Origin of the sequence: Stenotrophomonas sp. YAU14A_MKIMI4_1, from assembly GCF_003086855.1 — a bacterium.
Classification (GTDB): Bacteria; Pseudomonadota; Gammaproteobacteria; order Xanthomonadales; family Xanthomonadaceae; genus Stenotrophomonas.
The window spans coordinates 4,380,866-4,405,220 of record NZ_CP025998.1 but is presented as its reverse complement, the minus strand read 5'-3'; the positions used below and the strand labels follow the sequence as shown (position 1 = coordinate 4,405,220).

Genomic DNA, 24,355 nt, shown 5'->3' with positions numbered 1-24,355 from the left:
CGATGTCTGCCCGCAAAACCCTTCCCGCTGCCCTGGCCCTGGGCCTGACCCTGGCCGCCGGTGCCCACGCCGACGAAGGCATGTGGATGCCGACCCAGCTGCCCGACCTGGCCAAGCCGTTGCAGGCGGCCGGTTTCAAGGGCGACCCGGCCGACCTGGCCAACGTGACCGCGCCGCCGCTGAGCGCCGTGGTGCGTGCCGGCGGTGGCACCGGTTCGTTCGTGTCGGCCGATGGCCTGCTGCTGACCAACCACCACGTGGCGATGGGCGTGATCCAGTACAACAGCTCGCCCGAGCACAACCTGATCGACAACGGCTTCATCGCCCAGGGCCGCGCCGATGAGCGCCCGGCCAACCCGGATTTCCGCGTGCTGGTGACCGTCGGCTTCGACAAGGTGACCGACCAGGTGCTGGCCCAGGCCCGTGGCAAGACCGGCCGCGCGTACTTCGACGCGGTGGACGCGGCCAGCAAGCAGATCGTGGCCGAGTGCGAGAAGACCGGCAACGTGCGCTGCTCGGTGGCCAACATGTACTACGGCACCGATTTCTACCGCATCGCGCAGCTGGAGCTGAGCGACGTGCGCCTGGTGTACGCACCGCCGCGCGCGATCGGCAACTACGGCGATGAGATCGACAACTTCATGTGGCCGCGCCACACCGGCGATTTCACCCTGCTGCGTGCCTACGTGGGCAAGGACGGCAAGCCGGCCCCGTACAGCAAGGACAACGTGCCCTACCAGGCGCCGGCACACCTGCAGATGTCGCTGGAAGGCCCGAAGGAAGGCGACTACGCGATGCTGGCCGGCTACCCGGGCATCACCTACCGCCACCGCACGGCTGCCGAATTCGCCGGCCAGATCGACACCGTGCTGCCGCGCCGGGTGTCGGTGTTCCAGCAGATGATCGACACGATCGAAGCGGCCACGGCCAAGGATGCGCAGGCGCGTACCCGCTACGCCTCGCAGCTGCAGTCGCTGAAGAACAACCGCAAGCGTGCCGCCGGCGAGCTGGAAGGCCTGCTGCGCAGCGATGCCAAGGCCCAGCGCGCCGCCGACGAGTCGGCCATGCTGACCGCCACCGACCGCCGCTACCAGGGCGATATCAAGGCCCTGCTGACCAACCTGTCGCAGGGTGCAGCGGTGGGCGAGCGTGACCTGCTGCTGGACCAGATGGCCCTGCAGACCCAGCTGCTGCGTTCGGCACTGCTGCTGGAACGCCTGCGCATCGAATCGGCCAAGCCCGACGCGCAGCGCGAGACCGGCTTCCAGCAGCGCGACCAGGCGATGATCGAAGGCGTGCTCAAGCAGGTGCAGCGCCGCTACGCACCGGAGGTGGAGAAGGCCCTGCTGGGCAGTCTGCTGACCCGCTACCAGCAGCTGCCGGACGCGCAGCGCGTGGCCGAGTTCGATGCCGCCTTCGGGCGCACCCCCGAACAGCTGGCCAAGGCCCTGGATACCCTGTACGCCAGCACCCAGCTGGGTGACGAGGCACAGCGCCTGAGCCGTTTCGCCGCCGCCCGCGAAGGCAAGGCCCTTGCCGCCGATCCGCTGATTGCCGTGGCCGGCCCGCTGGTGGCCGCGCAGCTGCGCATCGAGAACGAAAGCAAGACCCGCGAGGGCGAACAGCTGCGCCTGCGCCCGGCCTACATGCAGGCGCTGTTCGCCTGGCGGGCCAAGCAGGGCCGCGCCGTCTACCCCGACGCCAACCGCACCCTGCGCATCAGCTACGGCAAGGTCGAGGCGCTGCACCCGCGTGATGGCGTGACCTATTCGCCGGTGACCACCGTGGCCGGCATCGTCGAAAAGAACACCAACGCCTATCCGTTCGACGCGCCCAAGCCGCTGCTGGCGGCCATCGCCAAGGGCGATTTCGGCAGCACCGCCGACCCGGCGCTGAAGACCCAGACGGTCAACTTCCTGACCAACCTGGACACCACCGGCGGCAACTCCGGTTCGCCGGTGCTCAACGCCAAGGGCGAACTGATCGGCCTGAACTTCGACAGCAACTGGGAATCGGTCAGCGCCAGCTGGTGGTTCGACCCGCGCTACAAGCGTGCGGTGCACGTGGACATGCGCTACCTGCGCTGGCTGCTGGCCAAGGTCTACCCGGCACCGGCGCTGCTGAAGGAAATGGGTGTGCCGGCCCAGTAAGGAGCCGGCCACGACCAACGGTCGTGGCCCGCACCGCGTAGGCCCCCACCTTGGTGGGGGTGGCTGCCCCAACGAGCCCGTACACCTGGCCACGCCTGGCCTACACTGCGGGTTCCTCCGACGGAAACGCACGCGTGGTCTCCAGCTGGATCCTGCTGCTGGTCTCGGTTGCCTATGCCGCGCTGCTCTTCGGCGTGGCGTGGTGGGGTGACCGACGGCCCATGTACCCCGACCGCCCGTGGCTGCGGCCGGTGGTCTACAGCCTGGCGCTGGCCGTCTACTGTTCGTCATGGACTTTCTACGGTGCCGTGGGCACCGCCGTGCGCAACGGCGTGGGCTACCTGCCGATCTACATCGGCCCGTTGCTGCTGCTGCTGTTCGGCTGGCGCATCATCGAGCGGCTGGCGCTGATCGCACGCAGCCAGAACGTGGTGTCCATCGCCGATTTCATATCCTCGCGCTTCGGCCGCTCGCGGCGGCTGGCCGCGCTGGTGGCGATCATCGCCCTGATCGGCATCGTTCCGTACCTGGCCCTGCAGTACAAGGCCGTGGCCATGAGCCTGCAGGTGCTGACCGGCAACAGCGGCCCCACCGGCTTCTTCACCGATCCGGCGCTGTACGTGGCGCTGTTGATGGCCCTGTTCGCCACCCTGTTCGGCACCCGCCAGGTCGATGCCACCGAGCACCACCACGGCATGATGCTGGCCATTGCCTTCGAATCGGTCATCAAGCTGTGCGCGATGCTGGCGGTGGGCGTGTTCGCCTACCTGTGGCTGAGCGACCGCAGCGAAGCGGTGGTTGCCTCGGTGCATACATTGTTCACCGGCCTGCCGCCGGTGGGCTTCATTTCGCAGACCCTGCTCAGTTTCCTGGCCATCATCTGCCTGCCGCGCCAGTTCCATGTGGCGGTGGTGGAGTGCGGCGACGTGCGCGACGTGCGCCGCGCGCGCTGGATGTTCGGTGGCTACCTGGTGCTGATCTCGGCCATGGTGCTGCCGATCGCCACCGCCGGCGTCAGCCTGTTCGGCACCGGCGGCAGCGTGGCCGACGATGCCATGGTGCTGGCCCTGCCGCTGGCCGAGGGGCGCAACGCGCTGGCCCTGATCGCCTACGTCGGCGGTTTCTCGGCGGCCACCGGCATGGTCATCGTCTCGTCCATCGCCCTGGCCACCATGGTCAGCAACGACCTGGTGATGCCGGTGCTGCTGCGCCGCAGTGGCGACCACCAGGAAGCGGCCGACGTGGCCTCGCGCGTGCTGTGGATCCGCCGTTTGGCGATCCTGCTGCTGGCGTTGATGGCGTACAGCTACTACCGCAGCAGCAGCAACGACAGCACCCTCGCGTCCTACGGCCTGATGGCATTCGCGGCGGTGGCCCAGTTCGCGCCGGGCCTGATCGGCGGTCTGTACTGGCGTGGCGCCAGCCGCCGCGGCGTGGAAGCCGGCATGCTGCTGGGCTTTGCCACCTGGCTGTACACCCTGCTGCTGCCGGCGATGACCCTGGCCGGCTGGGTGGATGCGGCGTGGGTGCAGCACGGGCCGTTCGGCATCGACTGGCTGCGCCCGCAGCAGTTGTTCGGCATGACCGGCTGGGACCCGCTCACCCACGGCACGTTCTGGTCGCTGCTGGTGAACGCGGCGACGATGATGCTGGTGTCCGCGCGCTGGCGCCCCGGCGTGGACGAGCGCCTGCGTGCGGCCCCCTTCCTGGACCCCTACGCAGAACGGCCGTCGGTGGCCGGTGGCTGGCCCGGCCATGTGCACGTGGGCGACCTGCTGGCGCTGGCCTCGCGCGTGGTGGGCGAGCGCCATGCGCAGCGCTCGTTCTTCGAACAGGCGCAGTCGCTGGGTCGCGAACTGCAGTCCTCGGCACCGGCCGACCGGCCGTGGGTGCAGTTCACCGAGCGTCTGCTGGCCGCCTCCATCGGTGCGGCCTCCGCACGCCTGCTGCTGACCAGCCTGCTGCGCGGTTCGGGCATGGACCTGGGCGAAGTGGTGGCGGTGCTGGATGAAGCCGGGCAGGAGCTGCGCTTCAACCGCGAGATTCTTTCTACCACGCTGGAAAACATCAGCGCCGGCGTCAGCGTGGTCGACCCGGACATGCGCCTGACCGCCTGGAACCGCCGTTACCAGGACATGTTCGGCTATCCCGACGGCATGCTCTACGTCGGCCGCCCGGTGGCCGACCTGATCCGCTACAACGCCGAACGCGGCGAGCTGGGCGAAGGCGATATCGAAGTGCAGATCAACCGCCGCATCGGCTACATGCGCGCCGGTTCGCCGCACGTGTTCGAGCGCACCCGCAGCGATGGCAAGGTGATCGAGATGCGTGGCCAGGCGCTGCCCGGCGGCGGTTACGTGACCAGCTACAACGACATTACCGATTACAAGCACGCGGAAAAGGCGCTGCTGGAAGCCAACGAAACGCTGGAACAGCGCGTGGCCGAGCGCTCGCATGAAGCCGAGGTGGCGCAGCAGTCGAAGACGCGCTTCCTGGCGGCGATCAGCCATGACGTGCTGCAGCCGCTGAACGCGGCGCGCCTGTTCGCTTCGGCACTGCGTGACAGCGACCACGTGAGCGATGAGCAGAAGCACCTGGCCGAACGCGTGGATGCGTCGTTGCGCGCGGCCGAAGAACTGCTGGATGGCCTGCTGGACGTGTCGCGGCTGGATGCCGGTGGCCTGCACCCGGTCATCGGCGAGTTCGACGTGAGCGCGCTGATGCGCGAGCTGGCGGCGCAGTACACCCCGGTGGCTGCGGGCCGCGGCCTGCGCCTGGACCTGTTCGCGCGCACCACCTGGGTGCGCAGCGATCGTCGACTGCTGCGGCGCGTGCTGCAGAACTTCCTGGCCAATGCGCTGCGCTACACCCGCCAGGGCCGCATCGTGCTGGCCGTGCGCCAGCGCGGCGATGAAGTGGAACTGCAGGTGTGGGATACCGGGCCAGGCATTCCCGAACACCACATGCGGCAGATCTTCGACGAATTCCACCGTTACCAGCAGCCGTTCGACTGGGGTGAGCAGGGTCTGGGCCTGGGCCTGTCGATCTGCCAGCGCATCTCGCGTCTGCTCGACCATCGCTTGAATGCCCGCAGCCGGGTCGGCAGTGGCTCGATGTTCTCGATCATCCTGCCGCGGGTGGCACCGTTGCCGGGCTACACCGAGCCGGCGGCTGTGGTCACCGCAGCCGCACCGGCGGTGCGCAGCGATTCGCTGGCCGGCCTGCGCGTGCTGTGCGTGGACAACGACGAGGAGATCCTGGACGGCATGCGCGCGCTGCTGGGCCGTTGGCAGGTGCAGGTGATCACCGCCTCCACCGTGGACCAGGCACTGGAACGGATTGCCGAGCGACCGCAGGTGATGCTGGTGGATTACCACCTGCATGACCGCATGGATGGCCTGGACGCCCTGGTGGCGCTGCGCGAAGCGGCCGGCTATGCATTGCCGGGCGCGTTGCTGACCGCCGATGGTCGTGACGAGTTGAAGCGGATGGCCCGCGAACGCGGCTACCGCGTGCTGACCAAGCCGATCAAGCCTGCCTCGCTGCGCGCCTTCCTGGGCGCGCTGCGCGATGCAGGAACGTCACCGTAGATCCACGCCATGCGTGGATGCGCATCGATATCGCCGGGCCACGCCCGGCGGCAACGATAGCCAACGCGTTATGCCACGCCGTGCAGGTGCTCGTACAGGATCGTCGAACCGATGATGATCAGGATCACGCCGCCGATGATCTCGGCGCGCTTGCCGACCATGCTGCCCAGCGCACGGCCGAGCATGATGCCGGCGGTGACCATGGTCAGCGTGCACAGGCCGATCACGGCCGCCATCACGCCGATATGCACGTCCATGAAGGCCAGGCCGATGCCCACCGCCATGGCGTCGATGCTGGTGGCGAAACCGGTCAGCGCCAGCTTCCAGAAGCCGTGGTGCTGCGAGGAGTCTTCCTCCTCGTCATCGCCGTCCGGGCGCACACCGTTGATGATCATGTGCACGCCCAGTGCCAGCAGCAGGCCGAACGCGATCCAGTGGTCGAAGGCTTCCACGTACCGCAGGGCGGCGCGACCGAGCAGCCAGCCGATGATGGGCGTGATCGCCTCGATGACACCGAAGATGATGCCGGCGCGCAGTGCATCGCGGAACACCGGCCTGCGCATGGCCGCACCCTTGCCGATCGCCGCAGCGAAGGCATCGGTGGACATGGCAAAGCCGATCAGGAGGATCGAAACAGGAGACATGGGCGGCAACTGAAGGTCGGGCAAGGACGGACGCACGGCTCGCGTTCGCGCCCAACCTGAGATTGCGCACGCGGGCCGCTGGTCTCGCCAACCATCATGGTTGTCCACGCCACGGCGCACTGGCCGAGTATGTTGACGTGGACGATTCCTGCGAAGGAATCCGGCTACTCCCCAAGGGGACGCGAAGCTTAGCACCGCGATCCGCGCGTGGCGCATTTCCAGGCAAACGCGCAGGCAGGGCTGGTTTGTATAGCGCAGGCTATATCGAGGCGAAGCAGAAGCGTGCCAAGCAAGCTTGGCACCCACCAGGGTGGTCAAGGTAGCGCCGGGCCATGCCCGGCGAGGGTCAGTCTTCTTCCGGCGGCAGCACGATGGCGTCGTCGTCGATGGCCAGCTTGCCGGCCATCAGCACGGCCTGGGTGCGGTTGGTCACGCCCAGCTTGCGCAGGATCGCGGTCACGTGCGCCTTGATGGTCGCTTCAGAGACATTGAGGTCGTAGGCGATCTGCTTGTTCAAGCGACCGGCACCCAGCATCTGCAGTACGCGGAACTGCTGCGGTGTCAGTTCGCGCAGGCGCTGGCCGACTTCGCGTTCCTCGCTGCCGGTGGGCGGCACGTTGTGCGCTTCCGGCGGCGCCCAGGTTTCGCCATCCAGGATGGTGCCCAGCGCATGGCCGATGGTGTCCGAGTCGGCCGACTTGGGAATGAAGCCCAGCGCGCCGTGGTCCAGCGCTCGGCGCATTACCGTGGCTTCTTCGCGCGCAGAGACCACCACCACTGGCAGGTGCGGGTGCAGCGACCGCATGTGTACGAGCGCATTGAAGCCCTGCGCACCGGGCATGTTCAGGTCCATCAGGACCAGGTCGGCATCGTTGTGCTGGTCGGCCAGTGCGTACAGCGCTTCCACGCTGTCGGCCTCGAACAACTGCACGCCGGGGATGACCCGCTGCACCGCCCCACGCAGGGCTTCGCGGAACAGGGGATGGTCATCGGCAATCAGAAGGGTGGTCATGGTCGGGGGGAACCGTGGGGGAAACTGTTCGGGGTCAGATCCCGTTCCGTCAGGGACGGGCTCTGACCCCGTGGAGGTCGGAATCTGCTGGGGTCAGAGCCCTTTCCTTGCGGAAAGGGATCCGACCCCGGGATCTGACCCCGGGTGATGCATCAGCGCACCTTGCGCTCGTCCACCAGCGAGGCCACGACCGAGGGATCGGCCAGGGTCGAGGTGTCGCCAAGCTGGTCAGGTGCATTCTCGGCGATCTTGCGCAGGATGCGGCGCATGATCTTGCCCGAGCGCGTCTTCGGCAGGCCCGGCGCCCACTGCAGGTGGTCCGGCGTGGCGATGGGGCCGATTTCCTTGCGCACCCAGGCGACCAGCTCTTTCTGCAGCTCGTCGCTGGGGGCCTCTTCGGCCACCAGGGTCACATAGGCATAGATGCCCTGGCCCTTCACGTCGTGCGGGAAGCCGACCACGGCAGCCTCGGCCACCTTCGGGTGCGAGACCAGCGCGCTTTCCACTTCGGCGGTGCCGATGCGATGGCCGGACACGTTGATCACATCGTCCACGCGGCCGGTGATCCAGTAGTAGCCATCCTCGTCGCGGCGGCAGCCGTCACCGGTGAAATAGCTGCCCGGATAGGTGCGGAAATACGTGTCGATGAAGCGCTGGTGGTCGCCATACACCGTGCGCATCTGGCCCGGCCAGGAATCACGGATGATCAGGTTGCCCTCGGTCGGGCCGTCCTGGATCTCGCCATCGGCATTGACCAGCGCCGGCTGTACGCCGAAGAAGGGCAGGGTGGCCGAACCCGGCTTCAGATCCATCGCGCCGGCCAGCGGCGAAATCAGGATGCCGCCGGTTTCGGTCTGCCACCAGGTATCGACGATCGGGCAACGGCTGTCACCCACCACTTCGTAGTACCAGCGCCAGGCCTCCGGATTGATAGGTTCGCCAACACTGCCAAGCAGGCGCAGCGAGGCACGCGAGGTCTTCTTCACCGGCTCCTCGCCCTCGCGCATCAGCGCACGGATGGCGGTGGGGGCGGTGTAGAAGATCGACACCTTGTGCTTGTCGATCACGTTCCAGAAGCGCGAGGTGTCCGGGTAGTTCGGCACGCCTTCGAACATCAGCGAAGTTGCGCCGTTGGCCAGCGGGCCGTACACGATGTAGCTGTGGCCGGTGACCCAGCCGACGTCGGCGGTGCACCAGTAGATGTCGTCCTCGCGCAGGTCGAACACCGCTTCGTGGGTGTAGGCCGCGTACAGCAGGTAGCCGCCGGTGGTGTGCAGCACACCCTTGGGCTTGCCGGTGGAGCCGGAGGTGTAGAGGATGAACAGCGGATCTTCCGCGTTCATGCGCTCCGGTTCGCAGGTGGACGGCTGGCTGTCCACCACGTCATGGAACCAGCGGTCGCGCGGGGCCTGCATGTCCACCGCACCGCCGGTGTGGCGCACCACCAGCACGGTTTCCACCGTGTTGGTGCCCGGCAGTTTCAGCGCGGCATCCACGTTGGCCTTCAGCGGCACCTTGCGGCCGCCGCGCAGGCCTTCGTCGGCGGTGATGATCAGCTTGCTCTGGCAATCGCTCACCCGGTCGGCAATCGAGTTCGGAGCGAAGCCACCGAACACCACCGAGTGGATCGCACCGATACGTGCGCAGGCCAGCATGGCCACCGCGGCATCGACGATCATCGGCAGGTAGATGGTGACCCGGTCGCCCTTCTTGACGCCCAGGTTGCGCAGCGCGTTGCCCAGGCGACAGGTGCGCTCGTACAGCTCGCGATAGGTCACGTGCTGGGCCGGTGCATCCGGGCTGTCCGGTTCGAACAGCAACGCGGTCTTGTCGCCGCGCTTCTCGAGCTGGCGATCCAGGCAGTTCACGCTGGCGTTGAGCTCGCCATCTTCGAACCACTTGATGTGGAAATCGGCCAGGTCGTAGCTGACGTTGCGGATCTTCGTCGGCGCACGCATCCAGTCCAGCCGCTGCGCGGCCTTGCCCCAGAAGGCATCCGGATCGGACACCGACGCCTGGTACTGCTGTTCGTAGGACTTCTTGTCGATGCGTGCCTTGGCGGCGAACTGCGGATCGACGGGGTAGATATCAGCCATGGCACCCTCACTTGCACGTTGACTTTTCATGTGCGTCCGCAGCATCGCAGCGGCCGTTCCCCCTCAGTTTGCCCCATCCACCCCCGCCCGCGTTATCGCCGCGCTTAGACCTTGGTCGAAAGACCGGCCCGTAGCAGCCCGGCTTCGACCAATGGCGAATACCGCTATACATAAACCCCCCGCAGTCTCGGCTCGACCGTGCCCCACGCGCGGCATCACCTTGCCACTTGGGAGAGAGGGCAACATGAGCCACCGTACGTTGAAAGCCGTGCGCAAACCTTTGGCGGCCTGCTTGCTGGTCGCCCTGGTCGCACCGGGCATGGCGTTTGCAGAAACCGCCAAAGAGAAAGCACTGGAAGCGCGCGTTGCCGAGCTGGAACGCCAGGTCCAGGCGCTGCTGTCATCGCAGCAGCAGCAACAGACCCAGATCGTGCAGACCCAGCAGGCGGTCACCGAAGTCCGCACCGTGCAGGCCGAGCAGAAGCCGGCCGTGCCCGCGGGCAAGCAGCCGATCCAGGTCACCACCATCACCCCCGGGGCGGCGCCGGGCACCACGGTCAAGATCGGCGGCTTCATCAAGGCCGACTTCCTGGCCACCCAGACCGGCGATGGCCAGTTGGCCGACGATGCCACCGGCCGCGCGCTGTACCTGCCGGGCCAGACCCCGGTGGCCGGCGCCGGCGGCAGCGGCAAGCGCTCGGACGTGGACTACAACGCCCACGCCAAGTTCTCGCGCTTCAACATCGGCATCGACAACGTCAGCGAATCGGGCAACAAGTCCGGCGCGCTGTTCGAGATGGATTTCTTCGGCAACTCGCTGGGCAACCAGACCGCCACCAACACCTACGGCGTGACCCTGCGCCATGCCTACATGTACTGGAACAACTGGTTGGCCGGCCAGACCTGGTCCAACTTCATGGACGCCGCAGCGCTGCCTGAAGCGGTCGATTTCGTCGGTCCCACCGACGGTGTGATCTTCGTGCGCCAGGCGCAGGTGCGTTACACCAACGGCGGCTTCAGCGTGGCGCTGGAAAACCCAGAAACCACCACCTTGACCGGCACCCGCAATCCGGTGACCGGGGCCTGGACCAACGCCAGCGCCAACTCCGACCGCGGCAGCCTGCCCGATCTGACCCTGCGCTATGGCTGGAAGGGCGACTGGGGCACCTTCGGCGTGGGTGGCATCGTGCGCCAGCTGAAGGTCGACAACCAGGCCACCGGGGCCAAGGCGGACAAGGTGGGCGGCGGCCTGACCGTGGGCGGCAAGTGGGTGATGGGCGGCAACGATTCGCTGCACTACCAGCTGACCGGTGGTGAAGGCATTGCCCGTTACATCGGTCTGGGTGTGACCGCCGATACCGCTTACGACGTGGCACGTGACGAACTGAACCCGACTGGCGTGCTTGCCGGCTACGTGGGCTGGCGGCATGCGTTCACCCCGAAGCTGCGCACCAACCTGATCTACGCGCGCAGTGACTACGACAACGATGGCAGCCTGGGCCCGCTGGTGACCAAGAGCGTACAGAGCATCCGCGGCAACATCTTCTACACGCCGATGCCCAAGGTCGATATCGGTGCCGAGTACATGTACGGCGTGCGTGAGATCGAAGACGGGCGCAAGGGCGATATCAACCGCGTGCAGTTCACCACCAAATATAGTTTTTGAATGAGTGCCGACCCTCGGTCGGCACCTACAAAGGGGAAAACGTCTCATGTCCAGTACACCCAGCACCGCGCATAACGCCGCGGGCAGCCTGACCAAAGGCCACAAGAAGGTCATCTTCGCATCGAGCCTCGGCACGGTCTTCGAGTGGTATGACTTCTTCCTGTACGGCTCACTGGCCGCGATCATCGCCAAGCAGTTCTTCAGTGGCGTGAATGAAACCACCGGCATGATCTTCGCTCTGTTGGCCTTTGCCGCCGGCTTCTTCGTGCGACCGTTCGGCGCGGCCTTCTTCGGCAGCCTCGGCGACCGCATCGGCCGCAAGTACACCTTCCTGGTCACCATCCTGATCATGGGCATCTCGACCTTCCTGGTCGGCGTGCTGCCCAACTACGCCTCGATCGGCTTCGCCGCACCGGTGATCCTGATCATCCTGCGCCTGGCCCAGGGCCTGGCCATGGGCGGTGAATACGGCGGTGCCGCCACCTACGTGGCCGAGCACGCGCCGGACGACAAGCGCGGCCTGTACACCAGCTTCATCCAGTGCACCGCCACGCTGGGCCTGTTCATGTCGCTGCTGATCATCCTGGCCTGCCGCTACTTCCTGGGCAACGAAGCCTTCGAAGCCTGGGGCTGGCGCATTCCGTTCCTGGTGTCGATCCTGCTGCTGGGCGTTTCGGTGTGGATCCGCCTGCAGCTGAGCGAATCGCCGCTGTTCCAGCAGATGAAGTCCGAAGGCAAGGGTTCCAAGACCCCGTTCCGTGACAGCCTGAAGGGCGGCAACCTGAAGCTGATGCTGCTGGTGCTGCTGGGTGCGGCGGCCGGCCAGGCCGTGGTCTGGTACGGCGGCCAGTTCTACGCGCTGTTCTTCCTGAGCAGCATGCTGAAGGTCGATGCCACCACCTCTTACCTGCTGATTGCCGCCGCGCTGGCGCTGGGCGTGCCGTTCTTCATCTTCTTCGGCTGGCTGTCCGACCGTATCGGCCGCAAGAAGATCATCCTGGCCGGCTGCCTGCTGGCCGCCGTCACCTACATCCCGATCTTCAAGGGCCTGACCCACTTCGCCAACCCGGCCATCGAAGAAGCCCGCAGCAGCTCGCCGGCACTCGTGGTTGCCGATCCGAACACCTGCTCGTTCCAGTTCGATCCGGTGGGCCTGCGCAAGTTCACCAGCTCCTGCGACGTGGCGACCGCCGCGCTGACCAAGGCCGGTGTGCCGTACGACGTGCAGCCCGCCGCTGCCGGTTCGCTGGCGATGGTGAACGTGGGTAGTGCCAGCGTCACCTCGTATGAGGCGGCCGGCCTGACCAAGGAAGAAGGCAAGGCCAAGGCCGATGCGTTCGGTGCCGAACTGAAGGGCGCGCTGACCACCGCCGGCTACCCGGCCAAGGCCGATGGCTCGCGCATCAACTACGCCGGCACGATCTTCATGCTGTGGCTGCTGGTGCTGTACGTGACCATGGTCTACGGCCCGATCGCCGCCTACCTGGTGGAACTGTTCCCGACCCGCATCCGCTACACCTCGATGTCGCTGCCGTACCACATCGGCAACGGCTGGTTCGGTGGCTTCCTGCCGGCCATTTCGTTCGCACTGGTGGCTGGTACGGGCAACCTGTACTACGGCCTGTGGTACCCCATCATCATCGCGCTGATGTCGGTGGTGATCGGCGGCTTGTTCCTGCGTGAGACCAAGGACGTGGACATCACCAAGTAAGCGGTGGGTCCAAGGCAATGAAGGAAAGGCCGCGGTGCAGACCGCGGCCTTTCCATTTGTGGGAATGCGTCGGGGTAGAGTCGACCGTTGGTCGACTGCTCTTGGCGGTACCTCTGAAAACCCCGCGCTGCGCGCGACAGTCGACCAACGGTCGACTCTACCGTCGCGCGGACCCGTACGTCCGGGGTCATCGAGACGACCGTTGCGCGGTCCGGCACCCCGTATAGTCGGCCCATGACCACCACCGCCCCGGCCGACCTTCCCGCTCTCCTGCACACCCTGCGCAGCGCCTGGCAGGTGCGGCGCCCTTCGCTGGACCAGCGTGAGGCCGATCTACGCCGCCTGCGCGAAGCACTGAAGGCGCGCCTGGATGAAATGGCTGCGGCCATCGCCGAAGACTTCGGCCACCGCGCCCACACCGAATCGAAGCTGGCCGATGGCATGAGCGTGCTGTCGGCCATCGACCACCTGCGCCGCCACCTGCTGCGTTGGGCGAAGCCGCAGCGGGTGGGCGCCGGCTGGCGGCTGTGGCCGGCGCGCGCGCAGCTGCGGCCGACGCCGCTGGGCGTGGTCGGGGTGATTTCACCCTGGAACTACCCGGTCACCCTGGCCTTGGTGCCGCTGGCCACGGCCATCGCGGCGGGCAACCACGTGCTGCTCAAACCCTCCGAACACACGCCGCGCACCAGCGCGTTCCTGGCCGATCTGCTGGCCAGCGTGTTTCCGCCCGATCGCGTGGCGGTGGCGCAGGGTGGTGCGGATGTGGCTGCAGCCGTGTCCTCGCTGCCGCTGGACCATCTGGTGTTCACCGGCTCAACCGCCGTCGGCCGCAAGGTAATGGCGGCCGCAGCCGAGCACCTGGTGCCGCTCACGCTGGAATTGGGTGGCAAATCACCGGCCATTGTCTGCCGCGATTTCCCGCTGGACAAAGCCGCCGCGCGGCTGGCCACCGGCAAGTGGTTCAACGCCGGCCAGACCTGCATCGCGCCCGATTACGTGCTGATCGATACCGTGCGCCAGCGCGAGTTCGTGCAGGCGCTGCAGCAACAGGTGCGCGCGCGCTACGGGGATTTCGCCGATGCCGATGACTACACGCGCATCATCAACGAGGGCCAGTACCAGCGCCTGCAGGGCTATCTGGCGCAGGCCCGCGAGCGCGGCGTGCCGGTCATTCCGTTGGCCCAGGTGGATGCCACGCGCGCCGACCGCGAGCGCCTGCTGGTGCCCACGGTGGTGCTGGACCCGCCGGATGACCTGGACCTGATGCGCGAGGAGATCTTCGGCCCGATCCTGCCAGTGCGGGCCTACCCGGACCTGGACGCCGCGCTGGCCGACGTGCTGTCGCGTGACCGCCCGCTGGCGCTGTACCCCTTCAGCCAGGACCGTGCGACGGTGGAGCGCATCCTCGACCAGGTGGTGGCTGGCGGGGTGACGGTGAATGACACGCTGCTGCATTTCGCCGCCGACGGCCTGCCGTTTGGCGGGGTGGGGGCCAGTGGCATGGGCGCGTACCACGGGCGGGCTGGGTTCGACGCCATGAGCAAGCGGCTGCCGGTGCTGTGGCAGTCACGCTGGGCGGCCAGCGACCGGCTGCGGCCGCCGTATTCGAAGATTGCGGGGTTGTTGAGGTTCCTGTTGCGGTGAAGCCACGCATGGCGTGGCTCTACCGACGGGGCCGCGTTCCGGTAGGTGCCAACCTTGGTTGGCACGCGGGTTTGGCGCCTACCAAAGCAGGGCCGGGTAGAATGCCCCCATGAAAATCGCCTCGTGGAACGTCAATTCGCTCAATGTCCGCCTGCCGCACCTGGAGCAGTGGCTCAAGGACTTCGGCCCGGACATCGTCGGTATCCAGGAAACCAAGCTGGAGGACCACAAGTTCCCCGATGCGGCGCTGATCGCCGCGGGCTACCGCAGCGTGTTTGCTGGCCAGAAGACCTACAACGGCGTGGCCCTGCTGTCGCGTGAGCCGGCGCAGGACGTGCAGATCGGCATTCCCGGTTTCGAGGACGAGCAGAAGCGCGTCATCGCCGGCACCTTCGGTGATCTGCGGGTGATCAACCTGTACGTGGTCAACGGCCAGGACATCGGCACCGACAAGTACGACTACAAGCTGCGCTGGCTGGAAGCCGTGCATGCCTGGATCGCGCAGGAGCTGCAGCGCCAGCCGAAGCTGATCGTGATGGGCGACTTCAACATCGCCCCGGACGCGCGCGACGTGCACGACCCGGAGGTGTGGAACGAAAACCACATCCTCACCTCCACCGCCGAGCGCGGCGCGCTGAACAAGCTGCTGCAGCTGGGCCTGCACGATGGCTTCCGCCTGCACAACGACGAGGCCGGTGTGTTCAGCTGGTGGGATTACCGTGCGGCTGGCTTCCGCCGCAACCTGGGCCTGCGCATCGATCTGACCCTGGTGTCCGATGCGCTGAAGGGCAGTGCGGTGGCCGCGGGCATCGACCGCGAGCCGCGTACCTGGGAACGCCCCAGCGACCACGCCCCGGCGTGGGTGGAATTGGGTTGAAACGGTAGCGCCGGGCCATGCCCGGCGAGCGCAGCGGCGGCAGGGAGGCGCCGGGCATGGCCCGGCGCTACCCCTCGGATCACCGTATGCTCTTGCGGGTGAACAGGTTGACGATGGCCAGCAGGATCACCGCGCCGATCAGCGAGAACAGGAACGTGCGGATCGTAATCGCTTCGTTGATGCCGCCGCCGAACAACCAGCCGGCAATCAACGCGCCGACGATGCCGACCACGATGTTGAGGATGATGCCCTGCTGGGCGTCGCGTCGCATGATGAGGCTGGCCAGCCAGCCCACCACGCCGCCCACGATCAGCCAGATGATGATGCCCATGTACGTGACCTCCGGAAGGGAACGCGCCCAGTTGACGCGCAGCGCCGTGAACCCGTCGTGCAATCCCGTGACGGGGGCGTGCGGATGAGCCTGCCGGCCACCCTGGACGGCCCCTGGCGGTTCGGCCCGGTGACCGTCTGGCGGCGCCCACATGTGCCCGGCCAGCGGGGTGAACCGCAGGCGCGGCAGGTGCTGGCGCAGGCGCTGGGGGTCGAACCGGAGGCGTTGCCGCTGGTGCGTGATGACAAGGGCCGGCCCGAGCTGGCCGGTGCGCTGGCCCACTACGGCACCGGCTGGAGCCACAGCGGCGAGGTGCTGCTGGTGGCGCTGGGCGAGGGCGTGCGCCTGGGGGTGGACCTGGAACTGCTGCGCCCACGCCCGCGGCTGCTGGAAATCGCGCAGCGCTTTTTCCACCCGGACGAGGTGGCCTGGCTGGAGGGGTTGTCCGTGGCCGAGCGCGAACACTGGTTCTTCCGCGTCTGGTGCGCCAAGGAGGCGATCCTGAAGGCGCACGGGCAGGGCATTTCCTTCGGCCTGCACCGCCTGCGCCTGGCCCCCGGCCGCGATGGCGCCCTGCACCTGCTGGCCTGCGATGCCGAGCTGGGCCAGGCCGAGCGCTGGCACCTGCACGAATGGCAGGCCAGCGGCCAGTTCCGCGCCGCATTGGCCTGGCATGCCGATTGATGCCGCACAGTGAAGCGGCGAACCGGCGGGCAAAACCGGCGATAATGTGCGCATGAGCGAACATGATCTTCCCGCCGGCGTGGTTGCCACGCTGGAACAGGGCCTGGCCAGCATGGGCCTGGCGGCCGACCTGGCGCCGCCGCTGCTGCGCTACCTGGCCCTGCTGCACCGCTGGAACGGCACCTACAACCTGACCGCCATCCGCGACCCGCAGGAGATGGTCACCCGCCACCTGCTCGATTCGCTGGCCATGCAGCCGTTCGTGGCCGATGGCAGCCTGGCCGACCTGGGTACCGGCCCCGGCCTGCCCGGCATCCCGCTGGCCATCGCCTGCCCGGGCCTGCAGGTCACCCTGGTGGAAAGCAACGGCAAGAAGGCGCGCTTCATGCGCGAAGCCGTGCGCCAGCTGGGCCTGGGCAATGCCCGCGTGGCCGAGTCGCGCGCCGAGGCGCTGGACGAGGCCGGCGCCTACGACCAGCTGACCGCGCGCGCCATGGACACCCTGGCCGGCATCGTCCGCGTGGGCGGCCACCTGCTGCGCCCCGGCGGCGTGCTGCTGGCCATGAAGGGGGTCTACCCGCATGACGAGATCGCCGCACTGCCGGCCGGCTGGCAGGTGCGCGAGGTGACCCCGCTGAGCGTGCCCGGCCTGGCCGGCGAACGCCATCTGGTCACCGTTACCGGCCCTTGAACCCGCTCGTCGACCCCTTGTGCAACAACGGGTTGGCGATCCACGATTTCCGCCCGGGGCCGGTTGTACGCATAATGACCGGTCCCAACCATCCGTCGACGAGGCACACCTGCATGGCCCGCATCATCGCCATCGCCAACCAGAAGGGTGGCGTCGGCAAGACCACGACCGCCGTCAACCTGGCCGCTTCCCTGGCCAACGCACCCAAGCGGGTGCTGCTGGTCGATCTCGATTCGCAGGGCAATGCGACCATGGGCAGCGGCGTGGACAAGCGCGAACTGGTCGCCTCCACCTACGATCTGCTGCTGGGTGAAGCCAACGCCGCCGATGTGCGCGTGGCCACCGCCGAAGGCTACGACCTGCTGCCGGGCAACATCGACCTGACCGCAGCCGAGATCCAGCTGATGGCACAGGAAGCGCGCGAGCAGCGCCTGAAGCGCGCGCTGGCGCCGATCCGCGATGAGTACGACTACATCCTGATCGACTGCCCGCCGGCGCTGTCGCTGCTCACGCTGAACGCACTGGCCGCCGCCGATTCGGTGATCGTGCCGATGCAGTGCGAGTACTACGCACTGGAAGGCCTGAGCGCGCTGGTGGAAACCATCGAAGCGCTGCGTGCCAACCTGAACCCTGCGCTGGAGATCGAAGGCGTGCTGCGCACCATGTTCGACGTGCGCAACAACCTGGCCAACGCGGTGTCGGCCGAACTGACCGAACACTTCGGTGATCGCGTGTTCCGCACCATCGTGCCGCGCAACGTGCGCCTGGCCGAAGCCCCCAGCCATGGCCAGAGCATCGTCGGCTACGACCGTGCCTCGCGCGGTGGGGTGGCCTACCTGGGCCTGGCCGGCGAGATCATCCGCCGCAACAACGAACGCAACAAGGCCGCCAAGGCCGTGGAGACCGCCTGATGACCAGCAAGCCTGCAGCCAAGAAGCGAGGCCTCGGCCGCGGCCTGGACGCCCTGCTGGGTCCGAAGGGCGCGGTCAGCCAGGTGCAGGCCACCACTGCTGTCATCGAGCCGCTGCCGGGTGAAGTGCTGCGCAAGCTGGCTGTCGGCCAGCTGCAGCCGGGCAAGTACCAGCCGCGCCGCGAGATGGACGAAGGCAAGCTCTCCGAGCTGGCCGATTCGATCAAGTCGCAGGGCGTGATCCAGCCGATCCTGGTGCGCCAGCTGCCGGCCGGCAACTACGAAATCGTGGCCGGCGAACGCCGCTGGCGCGCTTCGCAGCTGGCCGGGCTGGACGAAGTGCCGGTGGTGGTGCGCGAGCTGGAAGACCGCACCGTCATCGCGATGGCGCTGATCGAGAACATCCAGCGCGAAGACCTGAACCCGCTGGAAGAAGCCGAAGCGCTGCAGCGGCTGATCAGCGAATTCACCCTGACCCACGCCGAGGCCGCCGAAGCGGTGGGCCGCTCGCGCGCGGCGGTGTCCAACCTGCTGCGCCTGCTGGAACTGCCGGTGGCGATCCGCCTGCTGCTGGAAACCCGCCGCCTGGAAATGGGCCACGCCCGCGCACTGCTGACCCTGGCCCCGGAACTGGCCGGCAAGCTGGCCCAGGAAGCGGCCGACGAAGGCTGGTCGGTGCGCGAGGTCGAGCGCCGTGCGCAGGCCTTCGCCGCCGGCAAGGTGCCCAGCAACCGCCCGGTGGCCACGCCGAAGGTGCAGCAGGCCGACATCGCGTCGCTGGAAACCGAACTGTCCGAATCGCTGGGCACCAAGGTGGCCATCAACCATGGCCGCGGCGGCAAGGGCAAGCTGATCATCCACTACACCGACCTGGATACGCTGGACGGCGTGCTGGAAAAGCTGCGTACGCGCCAGGGCTGAGCCCGGCCGGGTTTCTGCCCCGCGCACGGCGCGCCTGCGTCGTGCCCCGGGGCCTGACAGGGAACCGTGCATGAGCAACGACTTCGACGATGTCAGCCCCGGTGGCAGCCGCATGCACCTGCACCGCCGCGACACCGTGCATTCGCCTGCACAGGGCCAACCGCACACGGCGCAGATCCGTGCCTATATCGAGCGCCACCTGGGGCCGGTAGCGGGCGCGTTCGACGATGCGCTGCCCGATACGGTGCGCGTGCTGGTGCACGTGGTACCGCCCACCGCCGACCGTCCCTGGCTGCAGCTGGTCACCTCGGGCATGAGCGATCTGCCGATGAACCTGCCGCCGGGCGTGGATGTTCCGCATTTCGCCGAACTGATGCTGACCCTGCCGGCCCACTGGCCGCTGGATGCGCAATCGCTGCAGGACGAGCGCTTCTACTGGCCGGTGCGATTGCTGCAGACGCTGGCACGCCTGCCGCATCTGTATGACACCTGGCTGGCACCCGGGCACACCGTGCCGCATGGCAATCCGGCCGAATCCTACGCGGCTGACGTGCGGTTCGACGGGGCCATGGTGGTGTATCCGGCTTCGGTGCCGCCGGCCTTTGGCGAACTGCTGGACGATGATGGCCGCACGATCGCCTTCCGCGCGGTGCTGCCGCTGTACCCCGAAGAGATGGCGTTGAAGCTGCAGGAAGGGGCCGATGAACTGCTCGAACGCCTGCAGGCCAAGGGCATCGACGACCGCATCGACACCGGCCGCTTCAACGTGGCGCGGCCACGGCTGGGCCTGTCCTGAGCCAGGCGGGTAACATCTGTGCTGCATTCCTGCGCGTAGAGCCCCCGCCATGACCCTCCTGCTCACCGGCGCTGCCGGCTTCATCGGTGCCTACACCGCCCGCGCCCTGCTGGAGCAGGGCCAGGCCGTGGTTGGCCTGGACAACTTCAACGATTACTACGACCCGCAGATCAAGCGCGACCGCGTGGCCGCGCTGTGCCCCACGCTGGACCTGCGCACGCTGGACCTGACCGACCGCGAAGGCCTGGCCGCCCTGTTCGACGAAGTGCAGCCCAGTGCGGTGATCCACCTGGCCGCGCAGGCCGGCGTGCGCTACTCGCTGGAAAACCCGCACGCCTACGTCGACAGCAACCTGACCGGCTTCGTCAACATGCTGGAATTGTGCCGCCACCGGGGTGTGCAGCACCTGGTGTATGCCTCCAGCAGCTCGGTGTATGGCGATTCGGCCACGCCGCCGTTCTCCGAGGACCAGCGCGTGGACCAGCCGCGCTCGCTGTATGCGGCCACCAAGGCCGCCAACGAGCTGATGGCCTACACCTATGCCCAGCTGTATGGCCTGCATGCCACCGGCCTGCGCTTCTTCACCGTGTATGGCCCGTGGGGCCGCCCGGACATGGCGCCGCTGCTGTTCTCCCGCGCAGTGCTGGCCGGCCGCCCCATCGATGTGTTCAACGAAGGGCGCATGCAGCGCGACTTCACACATGTTTCCGACATCGTGGCCGGTATCCTCGGCGCCCTCGCGCACCCGTCCACCGAACCGGTGCCGCACCGCGTGTTCAACCTGGGCAACCACACCCCGGTCGAGCTGGAACGCTTCATCGGTGTGATCGAACAGGCGGCCGGGCGCCCGGCGCACAAGGTCTACAAGCCCATGCAGCCCGGCGACATGGTGCGCACCATGGCCGACACCCGGCGCGCCCATGACGCATTCGGCTTCGACGCGGTCACCCCGATCGAACAGGGGCTGCCGCCGGTGGTGCAGTGGTGCCGCGAGTACTTTGGCGATCGCGCCTGAGGAAGGCTCCTCACGCAGCCGGGTTCATCTTCGGATAACCTCGGCTGCGGACAATGCGCGGTCTTTGTTTCCCTCTTGGCCGAGTGCCCCATGAGCCAACCTGAGCTTTCCGTTGTCGTTCCGGTGTTCAACGAGCGCGACAATGTCGCCCCGCTGGTGGCCGAGATCACCGCCGCCCTGCGCGGCCATCTGCCGTTCGAGATCGTCTACATCGACGACCATTCGCGCGACGACACCTTGGCCGTGCTGCAGGGTCTGAAGGCCACCACCCCGGAACTGCGGGTGCTGCACCATGTCAGCCAGAGCGGGCAGAGCACCGCCGTGCGCACCGGGGTGAAGCATGCGCGCGCGCCGTGGATCGCCACCCTGGATGGTGATGGCCAGAACGATCCGGCCGATATTCCCAAGCTGCTGGCCGCCCGCGCCGCCGCCGATGCGCAGGTGAAACTGTTCGCCGGCTGGCGGGTGAACCGCCAGGACAGCGGCAGCAAGCGCTGGGCCAGCCGCTGGGCCAACGCCATCCGCGCGCGCATGCTGCGCGACGACACCCCCGATACCGGCTGCGGCATCAAGCTGTTCGAACGCGCCGCCTTCCTCGACCTGCCGTACTTCGACCACATGCACCGCTACCTGCCGGCGCTGATGCAGCGGGCAGGCTGGAAGACCACCAGCGTGCCGGTGAACCATCGCCACCGCACCGCTGGGGTTTCCAAGTACAACAACCTGGGCCGCGCGCTGGTCGGCATCCGCGACCTGCGCGGCGTGGCGTGGCTGATCACCCGCAGCAAGCGCACTGCGGTGGAGGAGCGTTGATGGAGCTGCACTGGCTGGACCAACCGCTGACCTGGCTGTACTGGACCGGCCTGCACGTGACCGGCTGGAAGCTGATCGGCTATACCGGCGCGCTGATGTTCGGTGGCCGCTGGCTGGTGCAGTTCGTGGCTTCCAAGCGGGCGGGCAAGCCGGTCATCCCGCGCCTGTTCTGGTACATGAGCGTGGTCGGCAGCCTGATGACGCTCAGCTACTTCCTGTTTTCGGCCAAGCAGGATTCGGTGGGTGTGCTGCAGAACCTGTTCCCGGCGTTCACCGCGCTGTACAGCCTGCACCTGGACATCAAGCACCGCGGCTGGAAGCGCGACAAAGCCAGCCATTGAGGGCCGGGGTCGGATCCCTTTCCGCAGGAAAGGGCTCTGACCCCCGTCAGGATCCCCGGCGCATCCACGCATGGCGTGGATCTACTCATCAGGCAGGACCTTCGTCCCATGCCTGCACGGGGCTGGCGGTGCGATCATCGGGGTCTGCCTTCCCGGGAACCTGCGCTTGTGAAAACCCGTCTTGCCGTTGCCCTGCTGATCGCCCTGGCCGCGCCGGCCGTTGCCCTGGCCGCGCCGCCCGCTGCCGCCGCACCGGCCAGCATGGCCGCCGAATCGCCCGCCGACGCGGCGTTCCGCGCGATCTACGAGAAAGAATGGAAGTGGCGCCAGGACGGCGGTGGTGAAGCCAGCGAAGACGGCGATGCACCGGCCAATGCCACCCGCCTGCCCGATGTCGGCGCCGCCGCCCAGCAGGGCCGGCTGAAGGTCTGGGACCAGACCCTGGCCGACCTGAAGAAGATCGACCCGGCCACGCTCAGCGCGGCCAACCAGGTGAACTACGCGATCTATCGCGACCAGGTGTTCAACCTGGCCGAGGAAACCCGCCTGCGCGGCTACGAAATGCCGTTCAATTCCGATTCCTCGTTCTGGTCCAACCTGTCCTTCATGGCCCGGCGCGAGATGAAGACCGCGCAGGACTACCGCAACTACATCGCCCGCCTGAACGATGTGCCGCGCTACTTCGGCCAGCAGACCGACAACATGCGCGCCGGCCTGAAGCGCGGCTTCAGCGTGCCGCGCGCGGTGCTCGATGGCCGCGAAGTGTCCATCGCCACCGTGGCCGAACTGAAGGACCCGACCCAGTCGCCGCTGTACGCGCCGTTCAAGAAGCTGCCCAACAGCATTCCGGCCGCCGAACAGGCCGCGCTGCGCGAGCAGGCGGTGGCGGCGATCGGCGGCAAGGTCGTGCCGGCCTTCCAGCAGCTGCGCACCTTCTTCGTGAACGAATACGTGCCGCAGGCCCGCACCACCCTGGCCGCCGAAGCGATGCCGGGCGGCAAGGCGTACTACAAGCAGCAGATCCACGAGTACACCACGCTGGATCTGACGCCCGACCAGATCCACCGGATCGGCCTGGAAGAAGTGGCCCGCATCCAGCAGGAAATGAACGCCATCATCAAGCAGGTGCAGTTCAAGGGCAGCTTCGCCGATTTCCTCACCTTCCTGCGCACCGACCCGCAGTTCTACGCCAAGACCCCGGAAGAGCTGCTGTCGCGCGCCGCGTGGATCTCCAAGCGTGCCGACGGCCAGATCGGCAAGTTCATGACCCTGCCGCGCGCCCGCTTCACCATCGTGCCGGTGCCGCCGGATATCGCTCCGTTCTGGACCGCGGGTCGCGGTGGCATGGGCACCTACTGGGTGAACACCTACGATCTGCCGTCGCGCCCGCTGTACAACCTGCCCGCGCTCACCCTGCACGAATCCGACCCGGGCCACGCCCTGCAGGGCGCGCTGGCGGCCGAGCAGGGCGAACAGCCCGAGTTCCGCCGCAATGCCTACATCTCGGCCTACGGCGAAGGCTGGGCGCTGTACTGCGAAAAGCTGGGCGTGGAAATGGGCATCTACGAGACCCCGTACGAGGACTTCGGGCGCCTGACCTACGAAATGTGGCGCGCCGCGCGCCTGGTCATCGACACCGGCGTACACAGCAAGGGCTGGACGCGCGACCAGGCGCTGGCCTACCTGCGCGACCACACCGCGCTGAGCGAGCACGAAGTGACCACCGAAGTGGATCGCTACATTTCCTGGCCCGGCCAGGCGCTGAGCTACAAGCTGGGTGAGATCGCCATCGTGCGCCTGCGTGCCCAGGCCGAAAAGGAGCTGGGCGACAAGTTCGACATCAAGGGCTTCCACGATGCCGTGCTGAAGCAGGGTTCGGTGCCGCTGCCGGTGCTGGAACAGCAGATCCAGGCGTATATCGCCGAACGCCGGAAGGCCTGACCGGTCACGCCGCCGGGCATGGCCTGGCGCTACCGGAAGGTACGCAGGGGTAGCGCCGGGCCATGCCCGGCGAGCGGCGGCTGCGATTGTGTAACGGCTGCAACGCCCGCTACCCTCCCGGCATGATCCGCTTCGTGCGCCGCCGCCCGTCGTTCCTGCTCCGCCTGCTGATGCTGGTGGTGGTGGCGATCGGCAGCGTGGGCGGCGCCACGGCGTCGGCACTGGGCGAGCTGCACGAGATGTCGCATCTGGACCATCCGGCGGCGCCGCACGACGCCGCCGGGCTCGATGCCGGGCACGATCCGGACGACACCAGCGCACGCCTGCTGCACGCGCTGGTGCATTGCGGGCACTGCCACGGCCAGGGCGGCGTCCTGCCGTTCGCATTGGCCAGCTGGGAACTGCCGCTGCCGCCGTCGGCCGCCGCGCCGACCACCATCGACACCGACGGCCGCCCGGCGCCGCTGGAATCGCTGCTGCGTCCTCCGATCCAGGCCTGATCCATCGCCCGCCGTGCGCGGG

The 24,355-nt window shown here is 67.5% G+C and carries 20 protein-coding genes and 1 riboswitch; of the genes, 16 read left to right on the top strand and 4 right to left on the bottom strand.

Translation table 11 applies throughout. From position 1 onward, the window contains the following. Window positions 1-2: 2 nt before the first annotated feature. Both C1931_RS19865 and C1931_RS19860 read left to right on the top strand, forming a co-directional pair. A complete protein-coding gene (locus C1931_RS19865; RefSeq protein WP_108757558.1) occupies window positions 3-2,150 on the top strand; it encodes a S46 family peptidase in 2,148 nt (715 codons plus the stop codon). A 134-nt stretch (window positions 2,151-2,284) separates the two neighbouring features. Then, on the top strand, window positions 2,285-5,740 hold the full coding sequence (locus C1931_RS19860; RefSeq protein WP_108757557.1) for a PAS domain-containing hybrid sensor histidine kinase/response regulator: 3,456 nt from the start codon (window positions 2,285-2,287) through the stop codon (window positions 5,738-5,740). Between the two features lie 68 nt (window positions 5,741-5,808). Here the strand turns inward: C1931_RS19860 and C1931_RS19855 are convergent, their stop codons facing one another. The 3 genes from C1931_RS19855 to acs all read right to left on the bottom strand — a co-directional run bounded on the left by C1931_RS19855 (window position 5,809) and on the right by acs (window position 9,492). Continuing rightward, window positions 5,809-6,384, bottom strand: a complete 576-nt coding sequence (locus C1931_RS19855) for a manganese efflux pump MntP family protein (RefSeq protein WP_108757556.1) — start codon at window positions 6,382-6,384, stop codon at window positions 5,809-5,811. Window positions 6,385-6,473: 89 nt separating this feature from the next. Further along, window positions 6,474-6,563: riboswitch (yybP-ykoY riboswitch) on the bottom strand. Window positions 6,564-6,730: 167 nt separating this feature from the next. Further along, entirely contained in the window at window positions 6,731-7,396 is a 666-nt protein-coding gene (locus C1931_RS19850; RefSeq protein WP_006477308.1) for a response regulator transcription factor, read from the bottom strand. 152 nt (window positions 7,397-7,548) lie between these two features. Then, entirely contained in the window at window positions 7,549-9,492 is a 1,944-nt protein-coding gene (acs, locus tag C1931_RS19845; protein WP_108757555.1) for an acetate--CoA ligase, read from the bottom strand. 244 nt (window positions 9,493-9,736) lie between these two features. Between acs and C1931_RS19840 the strand changes: the two genes are divergently transcribed. From C1931_RS19840 to xth, 4 genes are all read left to right on the top strand, one after another. After that, a complete protein-coding gene (locus C1931_RS19840; RefSeq protein WP_108754623.1) occupies window positions 9,737-11,158 on the top strand; it encodes a DcaP family trimeric outer membrane transporter in 1,422 nt (473 codons plus the stop codon). Window positions 11,159-11,204: 46 nt separating this feature from the next. Beyond that, entirely contained in the window at window positions 11,205-12,869 is a 1,665-nt protein-coding gene (locus C1931_RS19835) for an MFS transporter (RefSeq protein ID WP_108757554.1), read from the top strand. Window positions 12,870-13,103: 234 nt separating this feature from the next. Beyond that, the gene (locus tag C1931_RS19830; RefSeq protein WP_108757553.1) at window positions 13,104-14,513 is read left to right on the top strand and encodes a coniferyl aldehyde dehydrogenase; all 1,410 of its coding nucleotides are present in this window, start codon (window positions 13,104-13,106) and stop codon (window positions 14,511-14,513) included. A gap of 109 nt (window positions 14,514-14,622) precedes the next feature. Then, complete coding sequence (gene xth / locus C1931_RS19825) at window positions 14,623-15,390, top strand: exodeoxyribonuclease III (protein WP_108757552.1); 768 nt, start codon at window positions 14,623-14,625, stop codon at window positions 15,388-15,390. A 79-nt stretch (window positions 15,391-15,469) separates the two neighbouring features. Here xth and C1931_RS19820 read toward each other — a convergent pair whose 3' ends face one another. Next, window positions 15,470-15,721 (bottom strand): GlsB/YeaQ/YmgE family stress response membrane protein, encoded by a 252-nt coding sequence (locus C1931_RS19820; RefSeq protein WP_108751668.1) that lies wholly within the window; start codon window positions 15,719-15,721, stop codon window positions 15,470-15,472. An 84-nt stretch (window positions 15,722-15,805) separates the two neighbouring features. Between C1931_RS19820 and C1931_RS19815 the strand changes: the two genes are divergently transcribed. The 10 genes from C1931_RS19815 (at window position 15,806) to C1931_RS19770 (ending at window position 24,333) form a co-directional block, all read left to right on the top strand. Next, a complete protein-coding gene (locus C1931_RS19815) occupies window positions 15,806-16,405 on the top strand; it encodes a 4'-phosphopantetheinyl transferase superfamily protein (RefSeq protein WP_108757551.1) in 600 nt (199 codons plus the stop codon). A gap of 52 nt (window positions 16,406-16,457) precedes the next feature. Beyond that, a complete protein-coding gene (gene rsmG / locus C1931_RS19810) occupies window positions 16,458-17,096 on the top strand; it encodes a 16S rRNA (guanine(527)-N(7))-methyltransferase RsmG (protein WP_108757550.1) in 639 nt (212 codons plus the stop codon). 113 nt (window positions 17,097-17,209) lie between these two features. Further along, on the top strand, window positions 17,210-18,007 hold the full coding sequence (locus tag C1931_RS19805; protein WP_108754616.1) for a ParA family protein: 798 nt from the start codon (window positions 17,210-17,212) through the stop codon (window positions 18,005-18,007). Next, window positions 18,007-18,927 (top strand): ParB/RepB/Spo0J family partition protein, encoded by a 921-nt coding sequence (locus C1931_RS19800; RefSeq protein WP_108751359.1) that lies wholly within the window; start codon window positions 18,007-18,009, stop codon window positions 18,925-18,927. The genes C1931_RS19805 and C1931_RS19800 overlap by 1 nt, the downstream gene beginning before the upstream one ends. A 70-nt stretch (window positions 18,928-18,997) precedes the next feature. Beyond that, the gene (locus C1931_RS19795; protein WP_108757549.1) at window positions 18,998-19,723 is read left to right on the top strand and encodes a suppressor of fused domain protein; all 726 of its coding nucleotides are present in this window, start codon (window positions 18,998-19,000) and stop codon (window positions 19,721-19,723) included. A 49-nt stretch (window positions 19,724-19,772) separates the two neighbouring features. Next, a complete protein-coding gene (locus tag C1931_RS19790; protein WP_108757548.1) occupies window positions 19,773-20,738 on the top strand; it encodes an NAD-dependent epimerase/dehydratase family protein in 966 nt (321 codons plus the stop codon). Between the two features lie 90 nt (window positions 20,739-20,828). After that, window positions 20,829-21,551: a glycosyltransferase family 2 protein gene (locus C1931_RS19785; protein ID WP_108754613.1), complete on the top strand. Its 723-nt coding sequence runs from the start codon at window positions 20,829-20,831 to the stop codon at window positions 21,549-21,551. Beyond that, the gene (locus tag C1931_RS19780; protein WP_108757547.1) at window positions 21,551-21,892 is read left to right on the top strand and encodes a lipid-A-disaccharide synthase N-terminal domain-containing protein; all 342 of its coding nucleotides are present in this window, start codon (window positions 21,551-21,553) and stop codon (window positions 21,890-21,892) included. The genes C1931_RS19785 and C1931_RS19780 overlap by 1 nt, the downstream gene beginning before the upstream one ends. A 168-nt stretch (window positions 21,893-22,060) precedes the next feature. After that, the gene (locus tag C1931_RS19775; RefSeq protein WP_108757546.1) at window positions 22,061-23,833 is read left to right on the top strand and encodes a DUF885 family protein; all 1,773 of its coding nucleotides are present in this window, start codon (window positions 22,061-22,063) and stop codon (window positions 23,831-23,833) included. A 122-nt stretch (window positions 23,834-23,955) separates the two neighbouring features. Continuing rightward, complete coding sequence (locus C1931_RS19770; protein WP_234412705.1) at window positions 23,956-24,333, top strand: hypothetical protein; 378 nt, start codon at window positions 23,956-23,958, stop codon at window positions 24,331-24,333. Window positions 24,334-24,355 lie beyond the last annotated feature (22 nt).